This is a genomic window from Sphingobium jiangsuense, from assembly GCF_014196495.1.
GTDB lineage: Bacteria > Pseudomonadota > Alphaproteobacteria > Sphingomonadales > Sphingomonadaceae > Sphingobium > Sphingobium jiangsuense.
On the sequence record NZ_JACIDT010000019.1, the window covers coordinates 23,456 to 47,929 of the forward strand.

19 protein-coding genes are annotated in these 24,474 nt (G+C 64.1%); 9 read left to right on the forward strand and 10 right to left on the reverse strand.

All coding sequences use genetic code 11. The features are described 5' to 3' along the window. The first annotated feature begins 254 nt into the window (after positions 1–254). A complete protein-coding gene (gene lptB, locus GGR43_RS19095; protein ID WP_062066091.1) occupies positions 255–1,178 on the forward strand; it encodes an LPS export ABC transporter ATP-binding protein in 924 nt (307 codons plus the stop codon). Here the strand turns inward: lptB and GGR43_RS19100 are convergent. Further along, on the reverse strand, positions 1,168–1,992 hold the full coding sequence (locus GGR43_RS19100; protein ID WP_021690795.1) for a TetR/AcrR family transcriptional regulator: 825 nt from the start codon (positions 1,990–1,992) through the stop codon (positions 1,168–1,170). The two genes, lptB and GGR43_RS19100, sit on opposite strands and share 11 nt — an antisense overlap. A 100-nt stretch (positions 1,993–2,092) precedes the next feature. Here GGR43_RS19100 and GGR43_RS19105 point away from each other — a divergent pair, with 100 nt between their 5' ends. From GGR43_RS19105 to GGR43_RS19135, 7 genes are all read left to right on the forward strand, one after another. After that, the gene (locus GGR43_RS19105; protein ID WP_037484510.1) at positions 2,093–3,502 is read left to right on the forward strand and encodes an efflux transporter outer membrane subunit; all 1,410 of its coding nucleotides are present in this window, start codon (positions 2,093–2,095) and stop codon (positions 3,500–3,502) included. Beyond that, on the forward strand, positions 3,499–4,572 hold the full coding sequence (locus GGR43_RS19110; protein WP_021246282.1) for an HlyD family secretion protein: 1,074 nt from the start codon (positions 3,499–3,501) through the stop codon (positions 4,570–4,572). Before GGR43_RS19105 ends, GGR43_RS19110 begins: the two co-directional genes overlap by 4 nt. Then, complete coding sequence (gene rbbA, locus GGR43_RS19115) at positions 4,569–7,319, forward strand: ribosome-associated ATPase/putative transporter RbbA (protein ID WP_021246283.1); 2,751 nt, start codon at positions 4,569–4,571, stop codon at positions 7,317–7,319. The genes GGR43_RS19110 and rbbA overlap by 4 nt, the downstream gene beginning before the upstream one ends. 1 nt (position 7,320) lies before the next feature. Beyond that, the gene (locus GGR43_RS19120; protein ID WP_021246284.1) at positions 7,321–8,445 is read left to right on the forward strand and encodes an ABC transporter permease; all 1,125 of its coding nucleotides are present in this window, start codon (positions 7,321–7,323) and stop codon (positions 8,443–8,445) included. A gap of 294 nt (positions 8,446–8,739) precedes the next feature. After that, complete coding sequence (locus GGR43_RS19125; protein WP_021246285.1) at positions 8,740–9,531, forward strand: helix-turn-helix transcriptional regulator; 792 nt, start codon at positions 8,740–8,742, stop codon at positions 9,529–9,531. 193 nt (positions 9,532–9,724) lie between these two features. Then, entirely contained in the window at positions 9,725–10,510 is a 786-nt protein-coding gene (locus tag GGR43_RS19130; RefSeq protein ID WP_021690794.1) for a type IV toxin-antitoxin system AbiEi family antitoxin, read from the forward strand. Between the two features lie 4 nt (positions 10,511–10,514). Beyond that, positions 10,515–11,435: a nucleotidyl transferase AbiEii/AbiGii toxin family protein gene (locus GGR43_RS19135; protein ID WP_021690793.1), complete on the forward strand. Its 921-nt coding sequence runs from the start codon at positions 10,515–10,517 to the stop codon at positions 11,433–11,435. 213 nt (positions 11,436–11,648) lie between these two features. On the opposite strand, the gene GGR43_RS19140 is transcribed toward GGR43_RS19135, so the two are convergent. Beyond that, a complete protein-coding gene (locus GGR43_RS19140; RefSeq protein WP_013846840.1) occupies positions 11,649–12,002 on the reverse strand; it encodes a hypothetical protein in 354 nt (117 codons plus the stop codon). Positions 12,003–12,599: 597 nt separating this feature from the next. On the opposite strand from GGR43_RS19140, the gene GGR43_RS19145 reads away from it, so the two are divergent. Continuing rightward, the gene (locus tag GGR43_RS19145; RefSeq protein ID WP_021246288.1) at positions 12,600–13,058 is read left to right on the forward strand and encodes a hypothetical protein; all 459 of its coding nucleotides are present in this window, start codon (positions 12,600–12,602) and stop codon (positions 13,056–13,058) included. Here GGR43_RS19145 and GGR43_RS19150 read toward each other — a convergent pair. The 8 genes from GGR43_RS19150 to GGR43_RS19185 are packed head-to-tail and all read right to left on the reverse strand — an operon-like array spanning position 13,055 to position 24,254. Then, entirely contained in the window at positions 13,055–16,825 is a 3,771-nt protein-coding gene (locus tag GGR43_RS19150) for a conjugal transfer protein TraG N-terminal domain-containing protein (protein WP_188073439.1), read from the reverse strand. The genes GGR43_RS19145 and GGR43_RS19150 overlap by 4 nt on opposite strands. 14 nt (positions 16,826–16,839) lie before the next feature. Beyond that, positions 16,840–18,264 (reverse strand): conjugal transfer protein TraH, encoded by a 1,425-nt coding sequence (locus GGR43_RS19155; protein WP_021246290.1) that lies wholly within the window; start codon positions 18,262–18,264, stop codon positions 16,840–16,842. Positions 18,265–18,309: 45 nt separating this feature from the next. Next, positions 18,310–18,855: a hypothetical protein gene (locus tag GGR43_RS19160; RefSeq protein WP_246343924.1), complete on the reverse strand. Its 546-nt coding sequence runs from the start codon at positions 18,853–18,855 to the stop codon at positions 18,310–18,312. A gap of 35 nt (positions 18,856–18,890) precedes the next feature. After that, positions 18,891–19,763, reverse strand: coding sequence for a conjugal transfer protein TraF (locus GGR43_RS19165; RefSeq protein ID WP_021246292.1), 873 nt, complete (start codon positions 19,761–19,763; stop codon positions 18,891–18,893). Next, positions 19,760–20,371 (reverse strand): S26 family signal peptidase, encoded by a 612-nt coding sequence (locus tag GGR43_RS19170; RefSeq protein WP_021246293.1) that lies wholly within the window; start codon positions 20,369–20,371, stop codon positions 19,760–19,762. Before GGR43_RS19170 ends, GGR43_RS19165 begins: the two co-directional genes overlap by 4 nt. Next, positions 20,343–21,224, reverse strand: coding sequence for a type-F conjugative transfer system pilin assembly protein TrbC (locus GGR43_RS19175; protein ID WP_021246294.1), 882 nt, complete (start codon positions 21,222–21,224; stop codon positions 20,343–20,345). Before GGR43_RS19175 ends, GGR43_RS19170 begins: the two co-directional genes overlap by 29 nt. Continuing rightward, entirely contained in the window at positions 21,196–22,314 is a 1,119-nt protein-coding gene (traN, locus tag GGR43_RS19180) for a conjugal transfer protein TraN (protein WP_021246295.1), read from the reverse strand. Before traN ends, GGR43_RS19175 begins: the two co-directional genes overlap by 29 nt. Further along, positions 22,311–24,254: a hypothetical protein gene (locus GGR43_RS19185; RefSeq protein ID WP_013846831.1), complete on the reverse strand. Its 1,944-nt coding sequence runs from the start codon at positions 24,252–24,254 to the stop codon at positions 22,311–22,313. Before GGR43_RS19185 ends, traN begins: the two co-directional genes overlap by 4 nt. Positions 24,255–24,474: the final 220 nt, after the last annotated feature.

The following is a 24,474-nucleotide window of genomic DNA, read 5'->3' on the forward strand; positions in this document are numbered from 1 at the left end:
TCTTATGCCGAACGGTACTGCATAGGTAAGATAGAATGCAAGCCGCACGGAGCTTGGTTGCGACCGGACGGCTGTCTGACGGCCAGTCGCAACCGCGGGCGCGGGGATATTCGGCCATGGCCTGCTGGAGAAAAAGGAGCCTCAATCATTGAGCGTAAAGCCACTAGGTATAGTTCACGATGGCGATGCATTGCCTGGAGATACAGTGTACGGCGGTCGTCATCCCGGGCAATTTTGCGGGAAATTGAAGGAGAATGGATGATCCGCGAGATCGCCATGATGGCAGCGGTTGCGCTGGTGCTGGCCGGCCGGGATGGAGACGCGTACTGACCCGGCTTTTGAGGGACCTTGGCGGAAATCTCGGGCATGATGCCCAACTCGTATCGCCGGCCGCGCGTTCGGAGAGCGAGCCGCTTGCGCCCGCGTCAATCGGACCGGTCGCAGTCGAGCGCGCGCCGACGGTTCTTTCGATCGCCGGGATCGAGAAGTCCTTTGGCAAGCGGAAGGTGCTTGACGATGTCGCGCTCGAAGTGCGGGCAGGCGAAATCGTGGGGCTTCTGGGGCCAAACGGGGCCGGCAAGACGCTCTGCTTCTATGCGATTGCCGGCCTGATGAGCGTGGATGCCGGCAGGATCGAGATTGGCGGTCAGGATGTCACCGCGCTTCCCATGGATCGAAGAGCGAAGCTGGGCCTCGGCTATCTTCCCCAGGAAGGATCGATCTTCCGCGGCATGACGGCTGCGGAGAATATCGCGGCCGTGCTCGAACTGCATATCGCCGATCGCGATGTAGCTGCCGCGCGGCTCGATGAACTTCTTGCCGAGTTCAATATCGCCCACATTCGCGACGTTCCCGCACAGCGGTTGTCCGGCGGGGAACGCAGGCGCTGCGAGATCGCCAGGGCCATGGCGGCAGCGCCCTCGGTCATCCTGCTCGATGAACCGTTCGCGGGCATCGATCCCATGTCGATCGCCGACGTCAAGGCGATGGTGCGAAAGCTCAAGCGAGAAGGCGTGGCGATCCTTCTGACCGACCACAATGTGCATGAGATGCTCGAACTGGTCGAGCGGGCCTATATCATCGATCAGGGCAGGATGCTGTTCGAGGGCGGCCCAGAAGCGGTACTCGACAACCCCGAAGTCCGGCATCGCTATCTTGGCGAGGGCTTCAGGATGTGAGGCGGTTACCGCGCCCTTCGTTCAGGAACGGAATGGCCTTTGCCATGAGGTCGAGCGCTCGCTCGATATAGGCAGCCTTTGTCCGGGTGGTGTTGTGCAGATCATGGCGCTGCAGGATGCGCTGGCGCGGCACGGTGACCAGCGCGTCGAAGAGAAAAGCAGCGAGGAACGGAAGATCGCCTGCTTCCTCGCTGTTCGGTTCGCTCGCCTCGGCAAGGATCGTCTGCATCAGATCGATGCCGAACTGGGTGCCGATCGCGGGCTGTGCCCGCATCATGCCCGGATTGTGGTTTGCCAGCCAGATGATGAGCGCTTCGATGCCCACGACATCGCCTTGAAGCGACAGGTCGAGCATCCTGCGAGCGATATAGGCGATTTTTTTGCGGGTGCTTCCTCGAGGGACCGATGCCGCGATCGGATCGAGATAGCGGGCAAGGCTGTGTTCCATGGCGGCGACGAGCAGGGCGAGCTTTGAGCCGAAGCGGGAATAGAGCGTTCGCTTCGATGTCTGTGCGGCGGCGGCGATAGCTTCCATACTCGTACCCTCGACGCCGCCGGCGATGAATTGGGCAAGCGCCGTCTCGAGGATATGATGTCCAAGCCGGGCTGCGACCTCCTGTGGCGGCCTTCCTCCCCTGGGATCGCGGGCAGGCAGACGCGAGCCGGTTCCCGATGCGGCGCCGTCATCTTTCATGAATCGCTCGCGGCCCATCGCTGCTTCATTCCAGCTTTCGCGCTTGATCGGCAAGTGATACCGGGCAATATCAAAACCACTAAGTGTAGATACTAATAGTCCGGAGAGGTGCTTGCCCATAGGCGTACCGCCTGTTTGAACCAGAATGGAACCGGACTAGATGGCTCGCAGCGCTCATATTACTGGCCGTTTATGCGGGTTCCGGGCCGTCATGGCGGCGATGATCGTGCCATCTTTCCTGTCCGGCTGTTCCTTCGCGCCGCCCAATGTCCGGCCGGCCCAGCCGGTGCCGCAGGACTATCCCGCGCCAGCCGCGCTGGGCGCGTCCATCGCGCGGATCGGTTGGCATGATTTCTTCCGGGAAGAGCATCTGCGTGTGCTGATCGCGGCCGCGCTGGAGAACAACCGCGATATCCGTATCGCCGCGGCCCGCGTCGATCAGGCGCGCGCGGCCTGGCGTATCGAGGGATCGGCGCTCTATCCCGAACTCAACGCCGTCGGCACCGGCACGCGGGGTCGTTCCATCATCAGCCTGCCGGGCGCAGGCACGCAGAGCTATGACATCAAGCAGGTCACCGCGCAGGTGAGCGCGAGCTGGGAAATCGATTTCTGGGGCCGTCTGCGCAACCTGAACGACGCCGCGCGCAATCGTTATCTGGCGACGGAAGAGGCGAAGCGCGCCGTTGCCACCGGCCTGATCGCGCAGGTCGCCAATGGCTATCTGCTGGAGCGCGAATATGAGGAACGCCTCGCGCTTGCCCGGCGGACGATCGTCACGCGCGAGGACTCACTGCGGATCATGCGCCGCCGCTATGAAGTCGGGTCCGGCTCGAAGCTCGAAATGACCCAGGCGCAGTTGCTGCTGGCGCAGGCGCAGGATGCGCTGCAAGCGCTTGAGCAGGACCGCGACGTGAACCGCAACGCGCTGGCGCTGCTGGTCGGGCGGCCCGTGGAGATCGTGCCTGGGCCCCTCGGTCTTGCCGAAACCGGACCGGATATCGCCCTTCCGCCGGGCTTGCCCTCCGACCTTCTGGTCAACCGGCCTGATATCGTGGCGGCGGAATATCAATTGCGGGCGGCCAACGCCGATATCGGCGCGGCGCGGGCGGCGTTCTTTCCCAATATCAGCCTGACGGGTGCCTTCGGCACGGCGAGTTCCGATCTCGACGGGCTGTTCGGCGACGGGAGCCGCGCGTGGAGCTTCACCCCGACGATCGCCCTGCCGCTGTTCAATGCGGGCCGCCTTTCCGGCAACCTCGATCTGGCGAAAGCGCGGCAGGTCGAAGCCGTGGCCAGCTATGAAAAGACCGTGCAGGGCGCGTTTCGTGATGTTTCCGACGCGCTGGTCCGGCGCCGGCAACTGGCGTTGCGGATCGACACCGCGCGCAGCTCGCTGGACGCCTTGCGCGAACGGGCTCGGCTGGCCGGGTTGCGGTTCGACAACGGGCGTTCGGCCTATTTGGAAGTGCTGGACGCGCAACGCGACCTTTTCGACACCGAACAGGCGCTGATCCAGTTGCGCCGCGCTCATCTGGCGAGCGGCATAGCCCTCTACGCGGCGCTTGGCGGGGGCTTTCCCGCCGAAGTCGTCCACGACAGCAACGATCAAGGCGGAGAACACAGGCGATGACGGCGTCCCGGAAGACATGGCTCATCAGGGGCGGCATCGCGGCGGCGCTCGTCGTTGTAGCTCTGCTCCTTTGGCAGGTGCTCAAGCCCGGCGATTTGCCCGAAGGCATCGTCGGCGGTAACGGCCGGATCGAAGCGGTTGAAATCGACGTTTCCGCCAAATCGCCCGGCCGCATCCGCGAAATCCTGGTCGACGAAGGCGCGTTCGTGCAGGCGGGGCAAGTCGTCGCCCATATGGATACGGACGTGCTGAGTGCCCAGAGGGCCGAAGCCGAAGCGCAACTGGCGCAGGCGCTGAACGGCATCCAGATCGCGACCAGCCAGGTCGCGCAGCAGCAGAGCAACCGGGCGGCGGCTCTCGCCGGCGTCCGCCAGCGTGAGGCGGAGCTGAACGCGGCGCGCAAGCGGCTGGCGCGATCGGAAACGCTGGCGCGAGAAGGTGCGACCGCCGTGCAGGAACGGGATGACGATCAGGCCCGCGTCGAAGGCGCGGCGGCGGCAGTGGAGGCCGCTCGCGCCCAACTCGCGGCCGTCGACGCGGCGATCACGACGGCGCGCAACCAGGTGATCGGCGCGCGTTCGCAGGTCGATGCCGTGCGCGCCACCATCCAGCGGATCGAGGCCGATATCCGCGACAGCGACCTCAAGGCGCCGACGGCCGGCCGCGTGCAATATCGCGTCGCCCAGCCGGGCGAAGTCGTGGGTGGCGGCGGGCGCGTGCTCAACCTGGTCAATCTGGGCGACGTCTACATGACCTTCTTCCTGCCGGAAACGGTCGCGGGCAAGGTGGCGCTGGGCAGCGATGTACGCATCGTGCTCGATGCGCTTCCGGATCGTGCGATCCCTGCGAAAGTCAGCTTCGTTGCCGATGTGGCCCAGTTCACGCCCAAGACGGTGGAGACGCAAAGCGAGCGCCAGAAACTGATGTTCCGCGTGAAGGCGCAGATCGATCGCAAGTTGCTCGATCGCTATATCACCCAGGTCAAGACCGGCCTTCCGGGCATGGCCTATGTGCGGATCGATCCGAAATCCGAATGGCCCGCGAAACTGACCGTCAACGTGCCGCAATGACGGAAGCTGTCGCCCGCGTTTCGGGCGTGAGCCTGCATTACGGCAAGGTGCTGGCGCTCGATGATGTGAATCTTGAAATCCCCGCCGGGCGCATGGTGGCGATGATCGGCCCGGACGGCGTCGGCAAGTCCAGCCTGTTTTCCCTGATCGCGGGCGCGCGAGCCATCCAGGAGGGCCGGGTCGAGGTGCTGGGCGGCGACATGGCCGAGGCCCGCCACCGCAACGCCGTGTGTCCGCGCATCGCCTATATGCCGCAGGGGCTGGGCAAGAACCTCTATCCTACGCTCTCCATCGACGAAAATCTCGAATTCTTCGGGCGGTTGTTCGGGCAGGACGCGGCCGAACGCGAGCGCCGCATTGCCGACCTCACCGAAAGCACGGGCCTCGCGCCGTTCCGCAAGCGCCCGGCGGGCAAGCTTTCGGGCGGCATGAAGCAGAAGCTCGGCTTGTGCTGCGCGCTCATCCACGATCCCGATTTCCTGCTGCTGGATGAGCCGACAACCGGCGTCGATCCCATGTCGCGCGCGCAATTCTGGGATCTGATCGACCGCATCCGCGCGAACCGCCCGCACATGAGCGTGCTGGTCGCCACGGCCTATATGGAAGAGGCCGAACGCTTCGACTGGCTAATCGCGATGGACGCGGGAAAGGTGCTGGCCACCGGCACCGCAGCCGACTTCTATGCACGCACCGGCGAACAGTCGCTGGAACAGGCGTTTATCTCGATGCTTCCCGAGGAGCGCCGCCGCGGGCACAAGCCGGTGGAGATTCCGCCGCGCAGCGACGGCGGCGAGGCCGAGATCGCCATCGAGGCGCAGGGGCTCACCATGCGTTTCGGTGATTTCACGGCAGTCGATCATGTCGATTTTCGCATCGAGCGCGGCGAGATCTTTGGATTCCTCGGCTCCAACGGCTGCGGCAAGTCGACCACCATGAAGATGCTGACCGGCCTGCTGAAAGCCAGCGAAGGCCAGGCCTGGCTGTTCGGCCGCGAGGTCGAGAATGACGACATGGCGACGCGCCGGCGCGTTGGCTATATGAGCCAGGCCTTCTCGCTCTACTCGGAACTGACGGTCCGGCAGAACCTCGAGCTGCATGCCCAGCTCTTCCATGTTCCCGCCGGGGAAGTGCCGGCCCGCGTGAGGGAAATGGCGCAGCGGTTCGGCCTGGATGGCATCATGGATGCGTTGCCCGGCGCCTTGCCGCTGGGCCAGCGCCAGCGGCTCAGCCTAGCCGTCGCCATGATCCACAAGCCGGAAATGCTGATCCTGGATGAACCGACGTCCGGCGTCGATCCGATCGCGCGGGACCAGTTCTGGCAGATGATGATCGACCTGTCCCGGCGCGACAAGGTGACGATCTTCATTTCCACGCACTTCATGAACGAAGCGGAGCGGTGCGACCGCATATCGCTGATGCATGCGGGCAAGGTGCTGGTCAGCGACACCCCCGCCGCCATTGTCGAGAACCGCGGCGCGGCGGACCTGGAAGAAGCGTTCATCGCCTATCTTCAGGATGCGAGCGGCGAGACGCCGACAGAAAAGAGGGACGATCCGGTTCCTGCGGGCGCGCCTGCCGCGGCCGATCAGGACATTTCGGCTGCACCGGCCCGCTCCCCATGGTTCATGCGGCGCCGGATGATGAGCTATGCCCGGCGCGAAGGGCTGGAATTGCGCCGCGATCCCATCCGCGCCACCCTGGCCCTGCTGGGCAGCGTCATCCTGATGTTCATCATGGGCTATGGCATCAGCATGGACGTGGAGGACTTGCCGTTCGCCGTGCTGGACCGCGACGGCACGACCACCAGCGAGAACTACGTCCTCAACCTGGCCGGATCGCGCTATTTCATCGAACGGCCGCCGATCACCGACTATAGCCAGTTGGACCGGCGGATGCGCTCGGGCGAACTGAGCGTGGCCCTGGAGATTCCGCCCAATTTCGCGCGCGACCTGCGCCGGGGCGTGCCGGTGCAGATCGGTGTATGGGTCGATGGCGCCATGCCGCAGCGGGCCGAGACCGTGCAAGGCTATGTCCAGGCCCTGCATGCCCACTGGCTCAGTGAAATGGCCGTGCAGGAAACAGGTGCGCGGCCATCGATGGGTCTCGTCAATATCGAGCTGCGCTATCGTTACAATCCGGACGTGAAAAGCCTTGTAGCCATCGCGCCGGCCGTGATTCCGATGATGCTGCTCTTGTTCCCGGCGATGCTGACGGCTTTGAGCGTGGTGCGGGAAAAGGAGCTGGGTTCCATCGTCAATTTCTACGTGACGCCGATCAGCAAGGTGGAATTCCTGCTGGGCAAGCAGCTTCCCTATGTCGCGCTCGCCATGCTGAACTATGTCTTGCTGGTGTTCCTCGCCGTCACGATGTTCGGTGTGCCGTTGACGGGCAGTTTCCTCGCGATGACGCTGGGCGCTCTCTTCTATACGCTGTCGGCGACGGCCATCGGCCTGCTGTTCTCCATCTTCATGCGCAGCCAGATTGCCGCGATGTTCGCCACCGCCATCGGCACGATCCTGCCCGCCGTGCAGTTTTCCGGCCTGATCAACCCGGTGTCCTCGCTCGAGGGGGCGGGCGCGGTGATCGGATCGATATATCCCGCGACCTGGTTCGTCACCATCTGCCGCGGCGTCTTTTCCAAGGGGCTGGGCTTCGCCGACCTCTGGCCTGACCTTCTCGTGCTGTTCGCGACGTTTCCCGTCATCCTGGCGCTGTGTGTCGCGTTGCTGCGTAAGCAGGAGAGCTGATATGCGCCACGCGGCCAACATCTACCGGCTCGGCATCAAGGAACTGCGCAGCCTGTGGCGCGATCCGATGATGCTGTTCCTGATCCTCTATTCGTTCTCGGTGGGGATCTACGTCGCGGCAACCGCCATGCCGGAAACGCTGCACAAGGCGCCTATCGCGATCGTCGATGAAGACCAGTCGCAGCTTTCCAGCCGGATAACCGGCGCCTTTTATCCGCCGCACTTCACGCCCCCTTCGATCGTGGGACTGAACGAAGTGGACAAGGGGCTGGATGCCGGGCGCTATACGTTCGCTCTCGACATCCCGCCCGATTTTCAGCGAGACGTACTTGCGGGACGCCAACCCGGCTTGCAGCTCAACGTTGACGCTACGCGGATGAGCCAGGCTTTCACGGGCGGCGGCTACATCCAGCAGATCGTGCAGGGCGAAGTTGCCGAATTCATGAAAGGCACGCGTGCGAGCACGCCGGTCCCGGTCGAGCTGGCGCTGCGCGTGCGGTTCAATCCTACGCTGGCGCAAAGCTGGTTCGGCGCGGTCATGGAAATCATCAACAGCGTCACCATGCTGTCGATCGTGCTGACGGGCGCGGCCCTGATCCGCGAGCGCGAGCACGGCACGATCGAACACCTGCTAGTGATGCCGGTGACGCCGTTCGAGATCATGGCCAGCAAGGTCTGGGCCATGGGGCTCGTTGTCCTGGTCGCCTGCGCTTTCGCGCTTTTCGTGATGGTGGAAGGGGTACTGTCCGTTCCCGTCGAAGGGTCGATCGCGCTGTTCCTCGCCGGAGCGGGGCTGCACCTGTTCGCCACGACCTCCATCGGCATCTTCATGGGGACGATCGCGCGCTCCATGCCGCAGTTCGGCTTGTTGCTGATGCTGGTGCTGCTGCCGTTGCAGATGCTGTCCGGCGGTTCGACGCCGCGCGAAAGCATGCCGGAGTTCGTCCAGACGGTCATGTTGGCCGCGCCCACCACCCATTTCGTGAAGATGGCGCAGGCCATCCTTTACCGGGGCGCGGGCTTTGACGTGGTCTGGCCCCAGTTCCTGGCTATCATTGCTATCGGCGCGATCTTCTTCGCCATTGCGTTGGCGCGGTTCCGGCGAACCATCGGCACGATGGCGTGAGGAGGCAGTCGAATGTCAGAACACCAAATTGCGTGGGACATCGTAACGATGCTTCAGACTAACGATTGCCGAACGGTTCCGCGCAGGTTTCGCAGGAGAATAATACCGGCGGCGGTGTCGCGGATCCTGAGCCAGGTTTTCGAAACAGCGAATCCACGATTGCCCTAGCAGCCTCACGCGTCAGCCATAGCGCTGGCTGACGGCTGTGAATGCCCCCTATCTCCCATAGGTATCACAACGGCTTCTTCTGGCACGTTTGCCGGTGCACGGCCAACACAACCCAAGGAGGATGCCATGTATGTCAATGCCAGAATGCGTGAGACACTCTCACGCTTCAATGCCGCTTCTTCAATGGAAGCGCTGCTCGCCGCCTTAGCTGATGCCGCCACGAAAATGGGCTTCCCCTATGTCGCGATGATCCAACATGGCGGCCTCCCACGCTTGGTCGAACGGGCGCTGGTTATTACCAACTATCCGGCGGAGTTCGTGCGTTTCTACACCGAGAGCCACGCGTACGTCATCGATCCAGTCTATGAGGTGAGCCAGTTGCTGGACCGCCCGTTCAGCTGGGACGAGATTCCCGGTTATGTCGATCTCACAGGCACACAATCAGCCCTGTTCGAAGAAGCGCGGCTGCATGGTCTCGTCCACGGTGTCACCGTGCCGCTCCACATACCGAGCGAATCCCATGCGTCTTGCACTTTCGCACGCGCGGAGCCGATCATGGCTTCGCCATCGCTACTGACGACGCTCCACATCGTCGCTGCCTTCGGGTTCAAGGCGGGCCTCAGACTACATCATGCCTCGCGCGGACATGACGTACCCAGGCTCACGCGCCGCGAAGCTCAATGCACGGCATTGGTCGCCGTCGGCAAGAGCGATTGGGAGATCAGCCAGATACTCGGTCTGAGCGAGACCTCGGTGCGCTATTTCGTCTCCCACGCAAAGCAGCGTTACGGCGTCTACAAGCGCTCAGAGCTTGTCGCCAGGGCGCTCATCGACGCGCAGATCCTTCGAAACGACCAAGGGATCATTGAGGCTGGACCCCGCCGCCCGCGCCACAGGGCGAAACGGCGCAGTCCTTGACAGTCCTGTCGGTGTCGCCGTGTTGCGCATCCCGTCAATTGGCCCGCGAATCGCCATGCCTAGGGCGGATAAGTGTATTGACCTACGGTCGCACGATCCAGTTTGCCGAGCTCTGATAATGCCAAGCAAGGCTTAGCCAATTTCGAAATTAATAAACTCGACAGTAGTTTCCCAATCTGTCAAAATGCATAGCATGGCTTCGCAAACATTAGGAAAATTAAACCGGCTGCAACGGGATCTCCCAGAGAGCCTGCTGGTCGACGCGGCATGGATGGAAGCCCATGGTTACTCATCATCGCTGCGGAGCCAATATGTTCGCGCGGGATGGCTCGATAGCCCGACCCGGCGCGTCTATCGCCGCTCGCGTGGACCGCTCACCTGGGAACAGGCCGTTATCTCACTGCAATCCCTGTTGGACCTGCCTTTGACAGTTGGCGGGCGCACAGCGCTCGAACAGCAGGGCTACGCTCATTATCTCTCCATAACGGTGCGCGAAGTCCATCTCTATGGGCCAAGCCGGCCGCCGACATGGCTCGACAGCCTGCCACTCGATGTCTCGTTCCGCTGGCATAACAGCCTCCGGCTGTTTCCAGTCGACGGCGAGATTCCTCCCGAGCCTGCGCCCCGGATGTCCAGCACCGCCGGCACGACCTTGCCGATCCGCTGTTCGAGCAAGGAACGCGCCGTTCTCGAACTGCTCGATGAGCTTCCCCATGAGAGCTTCCATCAGGTCGACATGCTGATGGAAGGAATGAGCGACCTCAGCCCACGTCGCCTTCAGACACTTCTTGAGGCGTGCGCGAGCGTAAAAGTGAAGCGTCTCTTCCTCTTCTTCGCGGATCGCCATGGCCATGCCTGGCGTTCGAAGCTCGATGTTTCCCGCCTGGATCTCGGATCGGGCAAACGCGTCCTGGTCAAAGGAGGGAAGCTCGACCGGCGCTACAACATCACCGTGCCCTCCGACCTGGCGGGAGAATAGCTGTATGGCGTTTCTCGACGGCTACCGGAGACAGGTCGCTCTTCTTCTGCGTGTTATGCCTCACGTCGCGAAGGAGGATATCTTCGCGCTGAAAGGCGGAACAGCGATCAATCTGTTCGTGCGTGACCTGCCGCGACTTTCGGTGGACATCGACCTCACCTATCTGCCGATCGAGGACCGCGCGACCTCGCTCGCCACGATCGATGCGGCGATGCTGCGGATCAAGGAACGCATCGAGGAAGGACTGGTCGGAGCCAGGATTCATGCGTCGCGTTCCGCTGACGAAAAAATCGTCACCAAGCTCATCGTTCGTGCGGATGATGTGCAGATCAAGATCGAGGTCACGCCAGTGTTGCGCGGGACGGTCTATGATCCCGTCGTTATGGGTGTCGTTCCCGCAGTCGAGGACGCCTTTGGTTTTGCTGAGATTCAGGTGGTGTCCTTCGCCGATCTCTATGCGGGAAAAATCGTGGCGGCGCTCGACCGGCAGCACCCTCGCGACCTCTTCGACGTCCGCGACTTGCTGGCGAACGAAGGCGTCACAGACGATTTGCGACGTGCATTTCTCGTCTACCTCGCCAGCCATAATCGCCCGATGGCCGAGGTTCTCGCTCCCGCCCGTAAACCGCTCGCCGAGGAGTTCGAGCGCGGTTTCGTCGGAATGACTCACCAGCCGATCACTCTGGCGGAACTGGAATCAGCGCGTGAAGACATCATCGCGCGCATGGTTGCCGGGATGCCTGACACTCATCGGCAATTCCTTGTCGGCTTCAAGCGTGGTGAACCGGACTGGGCGCTTGCGGGCATTGATGAGGCGAGGCGACTGCCCGCGGTCTTGTGGAAGCAACGTAACCTGGACCGGTTGGACCCTGGCAAGAGGCAGGAGCTTGTTGCCGCGTTGGAGAAGCAATTGCTGCCGGGATAGGTCAGGCGCCCCTCCGACGCCTGCAGGTCAGCCTGTTTGCGGCGAGCAGCGCGGAAGGGTGGTGGTTAGGTGAAGTGCGGGAGCAGCGAGGAAAGGGTGGAGGTGATGGGAGAGGGAGCCGCTCGCGTTTGGGACCAGCAGGTACATTGAAGGCTTACGGTTCGACATGGATTTTGGCGGAATGGCCGGGCAATGTCTTTCCGCTAGCGCTGCCTATATTCTTGGTGATGCAGGCGCGCGAACATAGCGCACAGCGTGGTCGAGGCGCTCCGCCGCGTCGGCCTCGCTGATGCGGAGGCGGCGTGCGATCTGGCCAACGGTAAAGCCGTCATTGCGATGAAGGAACAAGGCCCGCATGGTCAGGTGCGGTAGATCGGTAAAAACAGAATCCCATACCTCGCCTTCTTCCCCCATCTTGCCCGACGACCCCATGACCCTCTCAATCACATCGTGGAGATCGGCAGCAGCGGGTTCCTGCAAGGCGTATAGGATCGCCAAGGACTGCTCCATCATTTCCAGCGCTTGTTCTTTCAATTCGTCGTTGCCCGGCTCGTTACCGCTCCCCATGCTCTCACCTCCTTCTTAGTTGCAGAGGAGCATGACAGAAATCGCGGGATTTTCATCAACAACAACCCCCAACTTGGATATTGTTGTGCGCTGGCTTTTTGCGCGAAGGTGCCATGCGCTATTTTATGATTTCCGAGCCGTTAGCCGGACTTCAGATTTTGAAAACATCATGACTGCCAGCCTTACAGGTCGCGCCGCCGCTCGCATCAGCGGAGGTGCCGAGAATGGGGTTGCCCGGGGATGGAGATGCTCGAGATATGGAAAATGCACGGTCTCGTGCCGACCTTGTAAGTCATATGCCCAGCAGAAGCGGCTGAGACGCAGTCCGTGTTGGACACCGCAAAAGCTGTCCCAACCGCGACATTTACCGGAACTGGCAAGAACGACCGTCATGCATTGACATTGGTGACGGTTATTGCGGCGGCGCCAATACCCTCTCTCTGGAATTGACGCCGCCACATCGATCCCTGTTCGCAAAGATGGGTCAATGCCGATAGATTAGAAGCGTTGTTCCCAATCGGTTTCCAGATCGAGCCGATTCACAAATGATGGAACACCGACAGAATTCTGCTATAGTCCTCCAGTGAGGATATAGCGATGAACAACGCCGCCCATATTCAAGCGCCCGAACCGGCATCGCCTCGGCTGAAACCGTCCGATTGGCTCTGGCGTCCGTGGTACGCGAAGCTGTGGTGGTCGGCAATTCCGGTCTGGTGGATTGGCATGGCTACATCGACCAGGATCGCGCCGCTTGAGGCGTTCTACGACAGTGCGGCGGCCGGTTTTCTCAACCTCCTGTTCTTTCCGATGACGGCACTCATGGTGCTTGGACTCGGCTATGTGCAGCAGTGGGTGGCCGGGTTTTCATCGACGGGCGAGGGTACGCCTGTGTCCGATGAAGCGGTGGCCAGAACCTCCAAAAGAATGTGGGAGGAACATGAGCGAGGAATGGAAGACCTTCGTGCTGGCACCGATATATTCGATCCACGGTCGGGAGGTCTCTACATCGGCAACCCGCTGAGCCTTCAGCACCCTAGTCGGTTCTTCAAGCACTAACGATTCTTGAAGCTGCTGTCGCCATCGCCGGGGCTGCCATCCACGTCCGTAGAAAATCTACCGCTCTTCAGGACGGAGTTCTGTTCGACCGAAGTCAGGGGCCCGGTAATGTCGAAAGTTGCCCGGCCGGAATCCGCATCATGGAGATATCGGTTGCGTATGCCATCCGGGCCAAGAATCCGGTCCGACAGTTCACGCGAGAAGGTCGCCGCCGGGTCGCTCGAGCGCGCGGCTTCGCGCTCGGCGGCGGCAATCGCTTCGCGCACGTTGTAGTTGACGATGTCAATCGACGACTGTGCTGTCTCGTTGCTGATTCCGACGTCACGACTTTCAAAACCAAGACTGGCGCCCACTCGACCTGAGGTCGACGTGGTCTTCTGTGGCGACTGCGCTTGGCCCGCTTGCTTGCCTTTCTCTGCAGGCTGCCCGCGACCGCCTATCGCCTCCGATTCATCGACCCCAACCGAGCCTCCGAGTTGAGCGCCGACGCTTGTACCGATCGTGACATTATCCTGCGCGGATCGCGAGAGCCCGCGCTGCCACCCGGTCTGCGCGATGATCGCCTGCACGTCGCGCGTAAGCGTATCGGCCACCTGCGGGTTCAGACGCCAGTTGCCATGACGGTCCATCTCGAACCCGCCCTTGAGCCAGTTCTGCATCATCGCCTGGCCCTGTTCGCCGCTGCTGAGGAAATGCTCGATCGTGTCGGGCCCGGCCTGTTTCCCTGCCTCGAACCGCGTAGAGGTATCGTTGCGGGCCGATTGCTGGAACCCGACCGAGCTGGAGACGAGAAGATCGTTGTCGGCGAACGAGAACCTTGCCCGCCCGCCATTGGCGACCGCGCCCAATTGGCTCTCGTTGATGAGCCCGCCGCGCCACATCTGCGCCGCCGTCTCCGGGGTGAGATTGAGGCTCAGATCGCCATTCTGCGCCATGGCGATCTGCCGCTTCGACATGTCGACACCATGATCGGCCAGCAGCTTCTGCATGCGCGTCAGGCGCTCATTATCGATGATCCGCGTCATCCGTTCGTTGCGAGCGCGGTCAGCGATCCCGGCCGCACCACCTTCGGCCATGTCGACCTGATTGCCGGCGCTCTGCGACAGCGTGCGGATGAAGCTGTCGAGATGTGCGGCCTGGCGCACCGACATGCCCGCGGCGGCCGCGCCTTCCGCGAACCCGGCATTGTCGGCCTGTCGCCGCTGCTCCCCGATCCGGGCGGCCGAGCGCGTACCGTCGTGACCGACCTCACGCTGCGCGTCGAGCTTGCCCGACCGCTCCGCAAAATCGAAGCCCGCTGCCTCGCGGGTGCGGCCATAGACGCTGGCGCCCTCGCGCGCGGCCTCGACGGTCGCACCGTCGGCGGTGCCGACCTGCACGGCGGCATTGTAGGTTTCGAGCGCCCGCATGACCTGCGCCTCGTTGCGGCCGGTTGCGCGGGAGAGTTGGGAAATGGCTGTCGACCGAGCCTCTCCGGATAGCGCATTGATAAAGGCGATGCGGCGGGAGGTTTCCTGGACTGAGAGGCCGAGCATGGAGGCGGCGTTGCGCTGGCCCTCATTGCTGCCGGTCCTATGCGCCTGCTCGGTCGCGACATTGCCGCGCTCGATCCGCCTTACATTGTCGCCAGCAAAATCGCGCCGGCCTTCCATCGCGCCGACTTGAATCTGCGCGCCGGTAAGATCGTTGCGCAGCATCTGCTCCTGGTCGAAGGTATTGGCGATCAGTTTGGCGAAGGTCGGATCAGCCGACGCTTGGGCGATCACCGTCGAGGCTTTGAGCGCGGCATCCTTTTGGTCGTAGCCGTTCCTCTCAAAATGCCGCTGGGCTCCGGACAGCATTATGTCATAGGCGCGCGTATCCCCGAACGCCTTCCACTGGACCATCTTCTGCGTGAAGGCCGCGAACGAACGTTCCCCGGATTGCCCCTCGCCAAAATAGCCGGTGCCAAGGCTGCGGAGCGCATCCTTCTCGGCAAAATTATGGATCGCACTGGTCGCGGCATTGTCGCGCACGGCGCGCACGGTCGCGGGATCGGTGAGGCTGCGGCCGGTGAGGGCAGGGGAGAGCCCGCCCAGTTCGCGTGCCGCATCGAGCTTGCCCATGCCGAATGCGGCCGTCCCGCTGGCGCCGCCGCCATGTTCGCCGAGCACGCTGCTCGCGGCACCGAACGCACGGGTTGCGCCGAAGGCCGAGCGCTCCCCGAAATCCCCGAAGTTCGAAGCCGCGCCCCGCCGCGCCATGGTGCCCGCTGCTCCCGCCTGCGCCTCGAGCGCGCCGGCATAGCCTTCGCTGGTGGCAAGCGGTGCGGCGGCTGCCGTGCCCTGACCCTGCACACCGAGCGCGCCGGATGTGAACGAGGTGAACACATTACCGGAGAACCGGAAAACCGTGAAGACGAACGCCCCCGCAAGACCCGCGGACGCGGTGCGGAAACTCCCGAAGATGGCGAGCGCCTTCATCGCGGACGACGGCGCCAGCATCCAGGCATTGGCCGCGACATGGTTGGCGCGCATCTCGGCCAGCACATCGGTCGCGCGGCCGAGCGTCAGCTGATAGATCCCGGCGTCGATCACGCCCCAGAGCGCCACGAAGACGAACAGGCCGAGGGCGAAGGAAGCCACGCGCAGATTGATCGGGGTGAGGATGAACAGCAGCGCGACGGGCATCATGAAGAGCATGATCCCGAAGACCGTCGCCCGGATCGTGGGCATCCACTCGTTGGCCGTCGACATGGTGGCCAGGCCTGACGAGACGACAGCGCGATTGGCCATGACACGCGCCGCCGTTGCAGGACTGTCCTCGAACAGCACATCGCCCACCGTGCTGCCGAGCATCACATTGGTCAGGAACTGCTGGAGCGAGAGCGGCGTATCCATCATCATCTGGCCAAGTTCGCCGATGTTGGAGCGGCAGCGCTGAAGCTGGGTCGCATTGCCGATGTCGTAGCCGGTGCGGGTGCAGACCTGCGCGACATAATTGTCGAACAGCGCAGGTTCGGAGAGGCGTGTCGAGATATGTTCCCACGCCTCGTTGCAGCTCACCGTCGTGCCGCCCTTGTCGGTGGACGTGAACACCGTGCTGAAGGTCGCCGGCCCCGCCATCGCGGCAAAGGCGGCAGGAAGATCGGTCGCCGTGCGGAACAGCTGATCGTCGTCGACGCCATAGGCGGGCGAGACCCGCGCGACCGGATAGCATTGCCGGACATAGTCCTTGATCGTCGCGTCAAGGAACGTGTCGGTCATCGGGCCGCGCGGGCTCGCTGCATTGAGGAACAGGTCGAAACTGTGCCCGCCCGCCCCGAACTCAAGCTTGGCATGGGGATCGGTGGTGTTGTCGTCGATCACTTCCGCGAGCGCGCGCTCCATCATGTTGGTCATGCCCGCGACCAGCACGATGAGGTTCGGCACGTCGCCGACCGGCTGATAGGCGTTGCGGACGCGGTCGTAGACATGGACCGTGCCCGTCGTCGCGACCAGGCCGACGAACAGGCCGACGCCGATCAGCATCTGGAACCCGAAGGCGACGATGCCCATGCCTTGCCCGCGGATGCTGGCGAGCAGGACGCCGAGCGCGATGCCCACCACCGCGACGATCAGCACCAATGTCTCGTAACGCGAATCCCCGAAGATCATCGAGACGAGGCGGAAGGCGTCCACCGTCTCCGCAAAGCCGTCATAGGTGTGGAAACTCGCATCGATCGCCAGCGCGGGACTGGCCGAGAAGAGAGCGATCAGGACCGAGATCGCGCGAACTAAGCGGTGCATGACGCGGCCCTCCGTCAGCGGTTGCGGTTGGCGGCGGCGCCGGCGGCGTCGCGCGCATCACGGTCGCGCTGGCGCACGACCCCGGCATAGTTGGCCGAGAGGTTCGCCTGGTTGAGGGCGGCCATGTAGGACTGGCGCATCTGCGCGCGCTGGCGCAGCACCTCGTCGCGTAGCCCGCTCAATTGCTCAATGCCCTTGGCGAGGATGCGGGTCTGGCAGATCCGGGCGCTGCCGGCATCGGCCGCGCCGGCGGCGGTCACGCCACGTTCGGCATTGGACACGGCAAAATCTATGCTACGCGTGAGGTCGTTGAGCATCTGGTATGCGAGCGTCAACGCGACCAGTTCGTCGGTATCGCCGATCACGCTCTCGACCAGCCCCTGGCGCACGCCCCATTCCAGAAGACGATAGACGGGGAGGGTGCGCACATTGGCGACGAACTGGCGTTCCTCCGCCGTCAGCGCGGCGCGCGTGCGGATCTTGATCGCGATCGACTCCATCCGGCCGCGCGCGAGCACCAGCGCGCCCTTGCCGCTGCCGTCGGTCGAGCAGTCGGCCGAGGTCGGCGGCACCGCGATCGCGCGGGTCTGGACCTTGCCGGTCAGGAAATCATCGACGCTCTCGGTGTCCTGCCGCGCGCAGGCGGGGATAGCCGTGAACAGCGGTACCTTGTCCGCCGGGTCCCAGCGCATATAGACGTCGCCGACGCGGGCGCGCATGACGCCGGCCCAGTCGGACGCGCCGACACGCGCGGCGGCATGGGCGAGGAGCGAGCCGGTCTTGAAGATGTCGGTGACCTCGGCCGGGCAGTTTTCCAGCGCGTCGCGCAGATCCTCGGTCGGATTGCCCTGGTTCGCCTGAATCTTTTCGCGGCTCTGCTGATAGCTCTTGGAGAAGCCCTCGCGGACGCTCTTGTAGCCGGTCATCTCTTCGATGATGCCCGACATATTGTCGTCGCCCCGGGCGATCTGGACCATGCGGTTGGCGAGCCGGCAATCGTTGACCTGGATCGAGTTGAGGAAGTTGGTCGCCGCCTCCATCTTCGAGATGATGTTGCCCATTTTTTCATCGAGGGTTTCCAGCAGGTACTGGAAAGCGACCGCCGGGGCGGCCTGAAGGATGCTTTCGAGCTTCTGGACGAGATAGTCGGGATCGAGGAACGACATGCCGCCCAAAAACATGTCGATTCCCCCGCAGCCCGCGCGGACCTTGGGCAGCGTGACCGACATGAGATAGTCGTTATGGACATCGATCCGGCCCGACATGCCGCCCGCGGTGATATAGCCGCGGGTCTGGTCCTCGAACGAGCCGGGGCTGGTATAGGTCACATTGTCGAACCAGCTTTCGGCCCAGCTTTGCGCACAAGCCGGTGTGGCGAAGGCAACGCAAGCCAGCAGGGGCAAGGCGAGCAGGGTCAGGCGGCGGCGCGGGTTTGCCATGGCGGGCAGCTTTCGTTTGCGCGGGCAAGGGTCTGGCTCCCCATGTCAGTTCCTTGCTCGGTTGGAGGATGGAGGCGTGGGCGCGGCCACGATTCCGGTGAACTTCGCCATGCCGCGCACGCCGACAGCGGGCTTCACCCCGGTCAGCATCTTGGCGGCGAGGTAGAGATTGCGCGCGAGGTTGGGCGCGTGATCGGTGCCGATCGCGACGGGAATGATGCGATTGGAATCGGCGACAGGGCGGACCCAGGCGACCGGATGCCCGACCCATGGCAGACCGAGGCGCCCGGAGCGCAGCATCGCTTCCTGGCTGCCGATCGTGCGGACCTTCCAGCCATAGCGTTGCCCCAATGTGCCGAGCCGCGCCCAGAGATCGGCGCAGGGGATGCAGCCGGGCGCCGTGCTCATCTCGACGATGAACGCGGGGGCCTGGCCTTTCATGGTTTCGGCGAAGTCGGGCGGCCAGTCGCGCGTCACCGGAACGCGGGCGAGCCATTGGCGCATCTTCGCGTCGGTGGCGACCGGGTGGATCGCCGCGCGCATCGCCTGTTCGTGCGTCGGCGCCTGCGCGTGCGCGGATCCATTGGCCATGAGCATCGCCGTAAGCAGGATGGGGGCAAAGCGGATCATGGCCGGGGTCCCATCCGAACGTCCACCAGATCGCCGCCCAGGACGCGCGGATCGGTGGCGGAGACCGGGCCGTTGGCGAGCGCGTCGAAGAACCCGTCTTCCTCGCCCGCGCCGGTCAGGAACTGTTCGGGCCGGATATCGCCCGCGAGCAGCCGGACCGCCTGGTAGGCCATCTGGATGAGGTTGGGATAGGCCTCGACCCCGCTGGCGATCACCATGCGCTGCTGGCTGCCCCGCCGGATCACCATCGTCGTGGGCGTGACCTCGACCCCGAAGCGCTGCGCGAGTTCCGGCTTGCGGTCGATGTCCTGAAGTGTGACCTGCCAGCCCATCTCGTCCTGGAAGCGCTGGACGATCGGCCACTGGACGCGGCAGTAGCCGCAGGTCGAACGCGAGAACATGACCAGCGCGAATTCATTGGCGCGGCTACGCAGATACTGGCGGCGGACCTGATCCTTCTGAGCGGAGAGTTGGTCACGCGCCTCGCCGACCATCGGATTGGCGGACTTGGCGTTGAGTTCGGGATTTTGCAGCATGGCGATCTGCGTGACACCGGCGAAGGCTCGGGCCTTGCGCCGGGCGAAGTCCTGCAGACGCCAGAAATCCGCGACCGCATCGACGGTGAGCACGGTCGCCGCGTAGTCGCGCTGTTCCTCGATCAGCTTCCTGATCTTCGGCGGCGTCCAGGTGGCCAGTTCGACCATCGGCGGGATCACCGGCTTTTTGAGAGCGTCGGGATCGGCATCCTCTTCCGTGGGTTTGGGCGGCGCCTGATACCACCAGTAGCCGGTGCGTTGCTCGCCGGTCTGCGCATGGACAGGCAGGATCGGCAGGAGCACCGCCACGATGAGGAGGGCGAGGCGGATCACAGCAGCTTCTCCATGCGCTTCAGCCGCTCGATCTCGACCGGGCCGTAGTAGCGGCTGTCGAACCCGCTGGCGTGCGACGAGCCGACATAGATCATGCCCGGCGGGATCGTTCCGATCATCGGACGCCAATGGTCGAGCTTCTGCCCATTGTGCCCATAAGGCTTGCTGATCCCGAGCAGCTTGCCGTTGCAATAGTACCAGCCATCCCATTCGCCGGGATGTATGGGGCCAGATGCAGACGACGGCTTCTCGATCCAGTCGATGCGGTCGCCCGGCAGGCACAGCGCCATCTTGGTAACATCGACCGGCTTGGGACCGGCGAGCGGATGCGACAGGGTAAACGATACGAAATCGCCGCGATGGATCGGCCCCGGCGCCTTGCGGACGAGCCAGGCGTCGATCGACGGGCTCATCACGATCGTCGCCTGGGGAATGGCCCACCACGTCAGCAGGCCCACCGGCAGGACGATGCCGAACGCCTTCCACAACTGTTCGGGTCGGGGTGGCTGGCCGAGCCCCGAACTGCCGAGCGCGACCGCGGCCTTGAGCGGCAGCAGCTTCAGTTCGGCCCAGCCGGATCTAGCGGCCCTGAAGGCGAGTCTGAGCATCGCGCACCTCCTGCTTGCCGCCGAGGCGGGCATATTCTTCGAGCAATCCTGAAAGTGCGGCGTCGCCGTAGATGACATGCGCGGCGCGCGGGGCATCATCCTCGCGCTCGCAATAGGGCAGCGCCGGATCGCCGGGCACCATGGCGAGTGCGGGGACGCGGGTGACGCCGTGCTGGCGGAAAATGAGCGGATCGACGATCAACTGCACGTCGCGCATCGCGCAGGCCGGGCCTTCGCATCCCGGATCATGGCGCAGGATTTCCGCGGAGAGTTTCGCCATCGGCGCGACCTTCGTGAGCCCGCCGGGCATCCCGCGAAAGGCCAGCACGCCGCCGACCCGTTCGAGCTGCCCGGCATAGATGCGCAATGTCGTCACCGGCATCGAGGACGAGACGAACAGCACCGGCACCCAGCCTTTGGTTTCGGGAGGCGTGGTGATGCCGGCTACGGCCTGCATGTCGGGCGCATCGAGACCGAGCGCCTGGCCGAGCCGTCTGGCCATGGCGTCGTGCTCGGCGGCCATGGCCTCCTTGCCGTTGTCGAGCGCGGTTCGCGCCCGCGCATCCATCGCCGGCGACGGAGCGCGCTTGCGCAGCCCCTCGAAAGCGCGGCGGCGGGTCTCGTCCGATGGCGTCGGCAGCGCGGTCGGACCGCGCATTTCCGCTTCGGCCTTGCGCGCGGCGGTGGCGCGTTCGAGCCGGTCCATCGCCGTGTCGCCTTGCTCTTGCGCGCGCTCCCTCGCGCTTACCGGCGGAGCGGTGTCCTGCGCTGGCGCGGAGGTGGAGAGGAAAGCGATACCGGCCAGCGCGAGCGAGACGCGCGCGTTATTGGCCGATGACCTGCATATAGGCATCGATCTTGTCCTTCATGTCGATCTGGATGTCGGCCTGGGCGCGGGCCTCGATTTCGGAATAATATTCGGAGAGGTCCATCTTGCTGAAATCCAGCGCCTGGAATTCCTCGGGGGTGAATCCGCGGCAATAGGGGTTCTTCGGCGTGCCCCAGCCAAGGCCGTTGAAGCTCTTGAGCTGCGGGCGACCCTGTTCCTGGATGATGCGGCCAAGCTTGGTGTTGAAGCAGCAGTGGCCCTTGGATTTCTGCACGCAGATGCCGAGGATCTTCGAGGAGCAATACGTCCCGACCTCGTGGCACATGCCCGACCCGCGCAGCATGCCCACTTCCATGTCCTGCTGGTCACAGCCGGACAGGAGGAAATCCATCATGAAATTGATCGCGAGACTGATGGCGATCGAGGTCGGATCGATCCCGGCGATGATCGCGTTCGCGCCGGAGCTCGCGGCCTGGCCGGCGGTCGCGCCCGCCTTGAACGCGCCATAGGCGGCCTTCATGCCGGTGAAGACGCCTTTCGCCACCGCGATCTTAGTGCCGATCGACGAGATGGACGAGCCCATCCCGTCCTTGACGATCTTGCCTTTGTCCTTGCAGCAGTTCGAGAAGGTGGTCTTGAGACCCGCTGGGCGGCAGCGCACCGCGCGTCCCGCGAATATCTCGATATTGCCGAGGCAATGCCCTTCGGCATCGACTTCGCCATCGGCAGGCGCGCCGGGATCGTCGACGATGGGATCGTCCTCAATTCCGGTGCCGTCGCTGCCGGTGCAGGCATTGGGCGAGCACATCGGCGTGCCGCCGCCGACCGGCGTCAGGCATGAGTGCTGGCTGCCGAGCGGGCAGCTATACGCGCCCTCGGCATCGGCCACGCACATCACTTGCTGGATCGGGCAGAGCCATTCTTCATCCGCCATGATCGTGCAGTTCGCGACCTCGCCAGGATCACCGGCATCGCCGTTGCCATCGAGATCGACCGCGCAGACCGGGAGCGTTTGCGCTTGCGCTGGCGTGACATGCCCCGCGAGCAGCAAGCCGTACAGGCCGAGCGCAAGCAGCTGTGCGCGCTTCCGCCAGGGAAGGAGGCGCCCGATCATCGGACTTCCCCCGTGCAGACCATGTCGGCCCCACCGAGGCGGACGGTCTGCATCATGACGACGGCTTCGGGAAAATCGTCGAGGCAGCCGCAGGCCGAGACGATTTCCTCGCCCGGACCCACAGGGCAGACATCGCCGCCGCCTGCCGCCGTGCAGGCATGGTAGAAGGTGTCCCACCCGACAGGCGCATTCTGTTTCGTGCCGACCACTCCGTCGAGGGTAGCCGCCGTATTGCGCGCGGGCGCGCGGGTCTTGCAGACCGGCTCGCAGGCCGGAACCGAGCCGCGATCGGGCAGCGCGAAGGGCCGTGACGCGGTGGCATAACCCCCGTCCGAGGTCCTCGTCCGGTCGGCCAGCATGGTCTCGGTCGAATGGTCGATGATATAGGCGCCGCGGCTCAGATCAGGTTCCGGCATCGATCCGGTATCGACGGTACAACGATAACGGCGCTGACGCTCGAACCATGGCCGCGCGAGACGGAGCGAGCAGGCGCCGCTCTCGAACAGGCGTGCCTGGGGGAGGGGTGTAAGGCCGGTGCCGACGCCGTTGCGGAACGTCTCGACGCCATCGACGCTTTCGTCATGAAGCGCGCAATTGACGTCGCCGGCATAGCCCGCGCACAGGTCGACGATCCGCTCGGTCGGGTTGCAACTGAGGTCGAGCATTGCATCGAACTGCGCGAAGGCCTCTCCTTCACCGCCGACCGCGATGCGCATGGAAATGACATGCTCGCCGCGGGTCAGCCACGGCTTGAGGTCGAGATTGGGATAGGCATGCCAGGTCCGTTTCCGCTCGCACTTGCCGGGCGGCAGGCCGGTCCCGGTCCAGTTCGCCGGATTGGACAGCACGAGCTCGCCGTCGATGCGAAGCTGGAGCCAGTCGTCGAAGAAATAGTGCGAGAGCCGGAACTGCGCGAGGCGATCGGGATCATCGATCCGCAGCCGCATGGAAAACTCGAAGATGCGGCAGCTCCCGCCTCGCAGGCTGTCGTCGCGCGGCGAGCCCATCTGCAATGTGAGCTGATCGGGTGCGGGCGCATAGATCGCATAGGCGCCGCCGAGATGCGCGATCACATCGTCCGCCTTGACGGCGTTCAACGACACCTCCCGCGTGATCGTGCAGGACCGGATCTGCTCGGCCTTGCCGACGCCGGCGGGCGAGCCCTTGAGCGCCTGGAAGATGCTGTTCGATGCGGCGACGCTCGCGGCATCGCCCTGGATCGTGGCGGGACTGGCGCGATAGGCCGTCTGCGGGAGCGCGGGGTTGGGCGAGCAGGCCGTGCTTTGGGCGCCAGTGTAACGGATGGCCGGGCCGTCGATCACCGCCTGCGCGACGCCGACGCGCGGATCGGCCGTGGTGAGCGCGCCGATGACGCCGCCGCCCAGGTCTTTCAGCACCGAGGCCATATTGCCCCAGACGAGGTTGCTGCCGCAGCTGTTGTTGATGCAGTAGCAACCGGCGAGATCGGTCAGGTCGACTTGCGCGAGCTTGAGATCGCCGCCTGACGCAACATCCCATTTGAAGCTCTTGCACTGGTTCCAGGTGCCCGGCTGACAGGAGACGACGCCATTGGCGCAAATGCCCGATACCGGCACCGGCAGGGTCAATGTCTGGTCGACCGTGCCGTCGAGATCCTTGTCGCGCGATATCCGCAGCGTGCCGATATCGCCGGTCGCCGCCGGCTGCGCGATCAGTTCGAGCAGCGTCGCCGTCTTCTGGCACGCTATATTGGGGTTGAACGTCCGGCTGTTGTCGACTGTCGAGATCGGTTGTCCGGCAAGCCCCGGCGTCAGATAATTCTGCTGGATCGCATCGCTGTCCGAGGTCTTCGCGCGGGATGCTTCGGCGGCGGCGCGGGCGCGGTCCTCGACCGTCTGGGCCGAGAGCGGCGCCGGCGCCAGAGCGCTGGCCGCGAGGAGGAGGATGCCGCGCTTCACCATGGCGTCCTCGCGCGGGTGGTTCGCGAGCCATGGGCGAAGCGCAGCACGTCTCCCGCCCGGAACGCGCTGGATCCGGGCGAGAGTATCCTGAAGACGGCCTGTCCCTCAAAAATGGTCAGCGCGGCCGCCACCGGAGATACGGCGGGAGGGGGCATTGCCGGCCCCGGCGGGGGGCTTTCGGCCGCGCTGACCGAGGGGGGAGCGGCGGTTGAAAGGCACA